Consider the following 7,610-nt stretch of genomic DNA (forward strand, 5'->3'; position numbering starts at 1 on the left):
AACAACTTTTTCTAGCTGTCAAGGAGCGATCGCCTAATTCTTCAGCAGTAGGAGCATCTTGCTCCTGTGTATCAGCGAGCGGAATAATTATGTTAGGTTTCAAATGCCAATGGATAATTGATAATTAATCAATTCAGCTTTATTGCCTCTCCTAATAATTGATAATTAGAGATAGTTTTCATTATCAATATCAATTAATGAACATAAGACTTTTTCAGCCAACCCTATTTAAGTAGGGAACAAATTATGGGATGATAAACTACGAATATTATCACTCTGATTAACCATGACAATTGCTACGGCACCATTTCCAATTAATATAGCAAGCTACAAACCTCTGTCCCTAGACCCCACAAACCCCACCCTTACAGATGAACAACGACAAACACTCAAAGCAAATATTCAACTTTGTCGTGATACAATTATCTTCTTTACCGCAACTGGCGCTGCTAGAGGAGTAGGTGGTCATACAGGTGGCCCTTATGATACAGTGCCGGAAGTAATGATTCTAGATGCTCTTTTCCGAGGTGCAGCAGAAAAGTTTGTACCTATTTTCTTTGATGAGGCTGGACACCGTGTAGCTACCCAATACCTGATGGCCACTATACAAGGAGACCTTCCTGTTGAAAATCTTGTAAATTATCGGGCAGCTAATTCTCATCTACCAGGACATCCAGAATTAGGATTTACCCCAGGAGTAAAATTCAGTTCTGGAAGATTAGGACATATGTGGCCTTACATCAATGGTGTGGCAATGGCAAATCCTAATAAAGTAGTATTTTGCCTTGGTTCTGATGGTTCTCAACAAGAAGGTAATGATGCTGAAGCTGCGAGAATGGCAGTAGCACAAAATCTTAATGTTAAATTGCTGATTGATGATAATGATGTGACTATTGCTGGTCATCCTTCTAGCTATTTGAAGGGTTATGACCTGAATAAAACTCTCACAGGTCACGGTCTGACTGTACTTGAAGGAGATGGAGAAGATTTAGATAGTCTTTACCAAAGAATTTGTCAAGCAGTTACAACTGAAGGTCCGATCGCTATAATTAATAAGCGGAAAATGTGCCCAGGCATAGAAGGTTTAGAAGGTTCTACCCACGGACATGATGTAATTCCTTTAAAGTTGGCGATCGAGTATCTCAAGGGTAGAGGCATAACTGAAGCAGTTAACTATCTTGAAGCTATTGAAAAACCTAAGCAAAGCTACACTTACTTGGGTGTTAGTGACAAAGTTGGTTCCAACCGCAACGTCTTCGGCGATACTGTGGTATCTATTCTCAATGGCATGAGTGAGGCAGAACGTGGGAACCACTTATTTGTTGACAGTGACTTGGAAGGTTCCTGCGGACTGAAACAAATTCACGATGCTTACCCAGATCGGTTTGTTAGTGGCGGTATTATGGAACGAGGAAATTTTTCTGCTGCTGCAGGGTTTGGTATGGAAGTTGGTAAGCAAGGTATTTTTGCAACTTTCAGTGCTTTCCTAGAAATGTGCATCTCGGAAATTACAATGGCCCGGTTAAATAACTCTAACGTTTTATGCCATTTCTCCCACGCGGGTATAGATGACATGGCAGATAATACTTGTCACTTCGGTTTAAACAATATGTTTGCTGACAATGGTCTGGATGATGGTTATGAAACTCGCCTATATTTCCCAGCAGATGCTAATCAAATGAAAGCTTGTGTTGAGGCAGTGTTTACTCAAACTGGTATGCGCTTTATTTTTTCGACTCGCTCGAAAGTGCCTATTATGGTTGACAGTGATGGTAAAGAATTTTTTGGCGAAGGTTACAAGTTTACTCCTGGCAAAGATGAGGTGATTCGGGAAGGTACTGCTGGTTATATTGTTAGTTTCGGTGATGCGTTGTATCGTTCTCTTGATGCAGTGGAACGTCTGAAGCAGGAAGGAATAGATGTTGGTTTGATTAATAAGCCGACTCTGAATGTCATTGATGAGGATATGTTGAAAAAGGTAGGTGCTGCTCCTTTTGTTTTGGTAGTTGAAGCTTTCAACCGTCGTACTGGTTTGGGTAGTCGTTTCGGTTCTTGGTTATTAGAACGTGGTATGACTCCGAAGTTTGCTTATATTGCTACTCATAAGGAAGGTTGTGGCGGTCTTTGGGAACAGTTCCCCCATCAAGGTATTGGTCCTGAAGGTATTATGAGTCAGGTTAAAGAGTTAGTTAAATAATTTTCTTAGGACTTACGCAGTAGAACGTATTTCCGTCATTGCGACGGATAGGGCAGCAATCTCAAATCCGCGTTTTTCGTACCTCATGCGTAAGTCCTGTTTCTTTAATCAATACTGGGAAAAAAAGGATAGCTAGGAGAGACGTTCTATGGAGTGTCTCTACAATTTGATCTTTTTATAACTGATTAGAATCCGTCTGACAATTGGGTTGTGCATCAGCAAAGTGTGGGATAAGTTCCGTAGGGCTGGCCAATAATGGTCTAAAAGCTCTGAGATATAAAGGTTGAGCAACCAAAAAGTTAGGACAGGTGGCTGACACTTCCCAATAAAGATACACCCTACAATTATTCCTCCTTGCTGGAAGGGAAGTCTCCCCACACGGACCACACTTCCCACACGGACTACCCTCCCCACACTTCCTTGACGCACTACCGAAAATTGTCATTGCGACGATAGGAAGCAATCTCGCGCCACCTTTGAGATTGCTTCCTGCCACTCCGTTCCAGTCGCTGCGGACTTGCTATGACTAAATAATTTGGATTTAATTACCTAAGTTGGTAAACTTTTCCAGCACAGATGACAGGAATACATGATTAACTATTTTTGAGCGTTACTGAGATATTTAATTTTGAAGAGCAGTTTTTGGATACTATTAAAAGAAATTTGTCAATAGTTATAATTGCTTAAGCACCGACACCTATTCAAAATTAGTTTTTTTGAGATTTATTCAACCGTAGAAAAGGTATAAATTTTTGCACCCTATATTGACGAAAATAGAAGGTTGTAGCTTTTTCTAGACAAAATTTCTTATTTTTAAACAAAACATTGGCACAATAAGCTATGTATCTATATGATACCAAATCGCTGAAATAACGCAAGTCCGTAAAATATTTTGTAATAATTAGCCGAAATCAGAGATTTTTTAATAAGCAGAAAAAATGATAATAGTTTATTTTATTTTTTTTTCTTATGCTTTTGCGTTCTTGCAGGAAACTGTTTTTTGATTTTAGTCATGGAAGGAGGCGATCGCAACTCCTGTAGGAAAGTGAAGATTTTAAATAGGTAAATGAGAAAATTTATAACTACGTCATTGCGACTGGAACGGAGTGGAAGGAAGCAATCTCAAAGGTTTCAACTACATCAATATTTCGTTAGATGTTAGGTTTATTAGCCCGTGACTACTTAGGAATATTTTGAGTTGCCATAAATTAGAGGTTTTATCAGGAGATAGGGGAAACAAATGCAAAAAATATCTAACAAAATGCGCCTCACAAATAAAGATTTTTGCCAGTTTCTTTAAATCTCAATTCAGTCAGAAAAAAAGAGATGTTTAATAATAGATTGGCGATCGCTACTGTCACAAAGGTAGATTGGAAAAGCACATAAATAATAGAGAGGTTGCTAAGTCTTGAATTAGTAGGAAAACCTCTAATAAATACATCTGTCTAGAGCTGAGGTAAATATTCTATGAAATGGCAACTTTCTATCTGGCAAATTACCTTTCCACTTTGCGGAGTCCTAATTTTTTCCATCGGAGCTTTTACCACAATTCAGATGATTAACGGTAGGTATATTTTCAATTTTGAAGTAACTCCTCAAGGAATAAAAATTCTGACGGATGTAGATAAAAGAGATAGTGCAAATGATTCTGTTCAGGAAATTAAGGTTGATGTTCAGCAAGAAGTTAAGAAGGAGGATAAAGCCACGGTTATTAAGTAATTAAATGAGTTTTGTTTCTTGGTTAGCTCTATTAAGATTCTGGAAAGGTATTTTATCCAGAAGTTCAGGAATTTTGGAATTGATTGAGAAATTACTTTCTTTAGCTTCTGATTATCGAGTCTGCTAAATGTCTAATCAGAAAAACAATCTCTTATAGATTGGCTTGAGAAACTTAGGTTGTTTCCCAAAGGTTAGCTCAAAAAAAATATATTTGTTGGGCTAAACCTAATTTGTCTAGCTACAATATCCTGCCTAAATTATCAGAATATAACATTAGGCTTCTTTGAGATTTTACTCACGCCACAAAAATCTTAATTAACAAAAAATTCTTTACCCCTTGCTTTTTGCTTCTCATAATAGTCAAGTTTCTCTTCCGTAAACAAACCTAAATTCTCATAAACCAAGCCATCTATTTTTTCAATCCAATAACTTAGTAAATTGTCAGATTCTGCTATCTCAAGTATTTTTTCCATTTGTTCAGTTTCAGATTTAGATAGCTCTGAGAGATTTGTCAATTCATAATATTGTTGAAGCAGACTTTTTTGCTTTGATGTGAGGAGTTTAAACCGTTTAGTTTCGATAGGTGATAATAATTTTGTCAAACTACCCTCAAAATTAGAATGAGCGATTTGTAAACTTTGCCAGGTAGGAGGTATTTCTACGGAATTTTGACAAATAACTGGCAACCAACTTGCACCAGGAAATTTATTTTCCATTACTTGTAATTTTTCCCTCGCTTCTCGCACAGAAATATATAGAGATTTTCCATTAGTAAATGACTGGAGAAAATGGTGTAAAAATTTATGGGCGACTACATCTGGAACTTCTTCTCGCATAACAATAATTGCCGGAATATGTAACCGAGCAAGTTGTCTCGCTAAACCTAATCCATCACAAGAATTAAATATGGCTAGTTGTAGACCTTTCCTAATAGCTGTTGCCAGGTAATTTTCTAATTCCTCAATTGTCATTTTTGTTTCATTGTCTGAATAAAAATATCCGGTACTTCCATCAGCTTCACTTTGACTATGACCAGAAAAACAAATAATATCCCAACCTTTTTCATCCCATAATTTTTCATCTAACTTTTGGCGACTTGCTTTAACTAAAGAGACAATTTATACTTCCGTAAAGAGACTAGACAAATATTGTTTATCTGTCTCAACATTTATCCCTCTGTCATCTCCAAAAATTTCTAAGATGCGAATTTTTTCCCTAGCAATATTTAACCTTTCAACTCGGTTAGCTTCTGGCAAACCTATAGCAGCTTCAGCAAATATATAATCAGAGAAAAAATCCCATAAGTGCCACGGAATACGGTGCATTAAAACATCTTCAGATTGGATAATTAGTCGTACTTTATCTGAGGGATTAAATCTAGTTCGTAACTCCTTTTCTATTTTGTGAAAATTCGGATCGTTCCACCAGTTGTTAAGGATAAGTCGCCAGTCTTTCTCTAATTCCTGAATCTGACCAATTATTTTCTGAACTCCTTTCTCTGCATCTTTTTTGGAAAAATTTGTTGTTTGCTCTTTCTTCATTTTGATTCTAGGAAGCCAGTCTAAATTTCGATAGCCTTCTCTTAATTGTTTATATTTTTGGCTCCACTTTTGATAGAGTTGAGGAATTTCTAAATTTCCAGGTAAGTTACCACTTAAAGAAATTGGTAAAGGATGACCATCTGACCAAATATTAGCTCTAATAGCTGGAAAGCCTGTCTCAAAATTTCCTCCTTCAAAATTGAGAGTCACTAAATAATTAGCAGCGGTTGATTTTTGAAATATCTGATTGACCAAAGACATCATGTTTTTATTTTGTTCTTCGGAACGATAATTTTGTTTCTTTATTTCTGCTAACTCTATCTGATACTTTCTCTCACTTTTCTGAATATTTTGATTTATCTGAATATTTTGATTTATCTGTCGTTTGGTTTCTTCTAACTCTTGATAATATTTTTCCTCTAGCACTCTCACATTTTCATCATAGAATTGCATAAACTCCCGATGAATTTTTTCTTTATTAGTTTCTGGGGGTACATCAATTCTAATTACCACTACTCCATCACCTCTATTTTCCATGCTTTTAATTTTCATGGTGATGTCTTCATTTTCTACTTGTACCTGTTGGAAAGATGACATAAAAGCTTTAAAATCAACGCCATTTCGGAAAATTAAATCCACAGTATTTAAGACTTCTGTGAATAATTTTGTAAACTCTCCCTCTTGAAAATATCCACTACTAGGGCGACGTTCTCTATTGTCTGTTTCTGGTTTAGCTTCTTCCAATAAATAGATATAATTTGATTCAACATTATCGAGGATAGTAGTATGGTTAATATTCCAAGATTCTAAACAAATTCCTGTCATTTGAGCAGTGGTAAAATTAGTGCCTATTGCTAATGCTTCGGTTAAATTTGCGTTGTTTAAATTGGCAGCTTGTAGAGAAGCTTCCCCTAAGTCTGCTAGTTTTAAATTTGCATTACTAAGGTCGGCACTTATCAGGTTTGCTCCTCTCAAATTTGCTCCTATATATTCTTGCTCTTTTCCCAATCCAGTTATTAGTGAATCTCTGACTTTTATATTTTCTAATATAGTTACTTCGACTCTGGCAAATTTTAGATATTTGGTTTGTCGCCAGAATGTGCGAGTGGCATTAGCAAATCGAAAATTTGTGCTTTTAAGAATGGCGTGACTAAAGTCGGCATCGGTTAAATTAGCATTTTTAAAACAGGTGCCTCCTAGAGTTCCAATGGCAATAGCAAATTTAAGGATAGAAAGATTATTTTCGTCTTCCGCTAATATCTTTTTTGCAAGATATTGAGCTATTAATATTAAAGTTATGGAAATAGGTATAGCTAAGATAATAACTATCCACCAAGGATTGATATTATCTGAATTATAGTCATGCAAAGCGTTAGTAATAATTCCTACAATAGTGAGTATAAGTGTTCCAATAACTACTCTATTTACCAAAAGTTTACCAGAAATAATTTCAGTTAAAGCTACTGCTAAACTGAGACTAAAAATTAATACGAAAATTCCTAAAAAGCTTAAACATCTATTTTTCCAGATATAATTTTTCCTAACCCAATTTCACGAGCTTTGACAACTACATCCATTAGATCATAATAAGAATGTAATCTAAATTGCTTGAGCTTTTGGTCAATAAATGCCAAAAAAGATTTAGACTCTAGCATCCTGTCTATCTTACGGTCTAATTCTTTAGTTTTATTTTCTGTTGATTTTTGACACTTTGTTTTGTTGGCCAAATTTCTAATGACCTTAAAACAAATTCTCCTGAGCCTAACTTTATTAATTTCAACAATTTCTCTAGATATAATTTTTTCTAAAGCAATTTTCTGAGCTTCGACAACTATATCCATTACATCATAATAACAATCTAGCTTAAATTGCTTGAGGGTTTGGTCAATGAATGCTAGAAAATATTGAGAGTCTAGCATCCTGGCTATCTTACTGTTTAGTTCTCGATCAAAGTCATTCATTTTATTTCGTTTTATTTTATGCTAATTTTGAGACTTTATTTTTTTGGCAAAATTTATAATAACGTTAAAACAGATTCTAATGACTTAGAACTTGAAAGTACCTCAAATCTCAAAGTTTCATCAGACAAACCTTTTGGTATCTGACTAGATTTTTCCAAAAGAGCGACTCGACACTTCCGAGAGTCTCTACTC

5 protein-coding genes are annotated in these 7,610 nt (G+C 35.7%); 2 read left to right on the top strand and 3 right to left on the bottom strand.

The window, feature by feature from the left end:
* Nucleotides 1-286 precede the first annotated feature (286 nt).
* Both ACP6PK_RS06740 and ACP6PK_RS06745 read left to right on the top strand, forming a co-directional pair.
* A complete protein-coding gene (locus ACP6PK_RS06740) occupies nt 287-2,197 on the top strand; it encodes a transketolase C-terminal domain-containing protein (RefSeq protein WP_426558861.1) in 1,911 nt (636 codons plus the stop codon).
* A 1,467-nt stretch (nt 2,198-3,664) separates the two neighbouring features.
* Entirely contained in the window at nt 3,665-3,916 is a 252-nt protein-coding gene (locus tag ACP6PK_RS06745; RefSeq protein WP_426558863.1) for a hypothetical protein, read from the top strand.
* Nucleotides 3,917-4,227: 311 nt separating this feature from the next.
* On the opposite strand, the gene ACP6PK_RS06750 is transcribed toward ACP6PK_RS06745, so the two are convergent.
* The 3 genes from ACP6PK_RS06750 to ACP6PK_RS06760 form a co-directional block, all read right to left on the bottom strand.
* Nucleotides 4,228-5,034, bottom strand: a complete 807-nt coding sequence (locus ACP6PK_RS06750; RefSeq protein ID WP_426558867.1) for a CHAT domain-containing protein — start codon at nt 5,032-5,034, stop codon at nt 4,228-4,230.
* Entirely contained in the window at nt 5,035-6,888 is a 1,854-nt protein-coding gene (locus ACP6PK_RS06755; protein ID WP_426558865.1) for a pentapeptide repeat-containing protein, read from the bottom strand.
* A 77-nt stretch (nt 6,889-6,965) separates the two neighbouring features.
* On the bottom strand, nt 6,966-7,418 hold the full coding sequence (locus ACP6PK_RS06760) for a hypothetical protein (protein ID WP_094674789.1): 453 nt from the start codon (nt 7,416-7,418) through the stop codon (nt 6,966-6,968).
* Between the last annotated feature and the right edge of the window lie 192 nt (nt 7,419-7,610).

The organism is Dapis hubbardiae BLCC-M172 (genome assembly GCF_050016015.1).
GTDB lineage: Bacteria > Cyanobacteriota > Cyanobacteriia > Cyanobacteriales > Microcoleaceae > Trichodesmium.

Excerpts from the sequence above, each read along its gene's own strand:
- ACP6PK_RS06740 (WP_426558861.1), top strand. The coding sequence starts at position 287 with ATGACAATTGCTACGGCACCATTTCCAATTAATATAGCAAGCTACAAA.
- ACP6PK_RS06745 (WP_426558863.1), top strand. The coding sequence starts at position 3,665 with ATGAAATGGCAACTTTCTATCTGGCAAATTACCTTTCCACTTTGCGGA.
- ACP6PK_RS06760 (WP_094674789.1), bottom strand. The coding sequence starts at position 7,418 with ATGAATGACTTTGATCGAGAACTAAACAGTAAGATAGCCAGGATGCTA.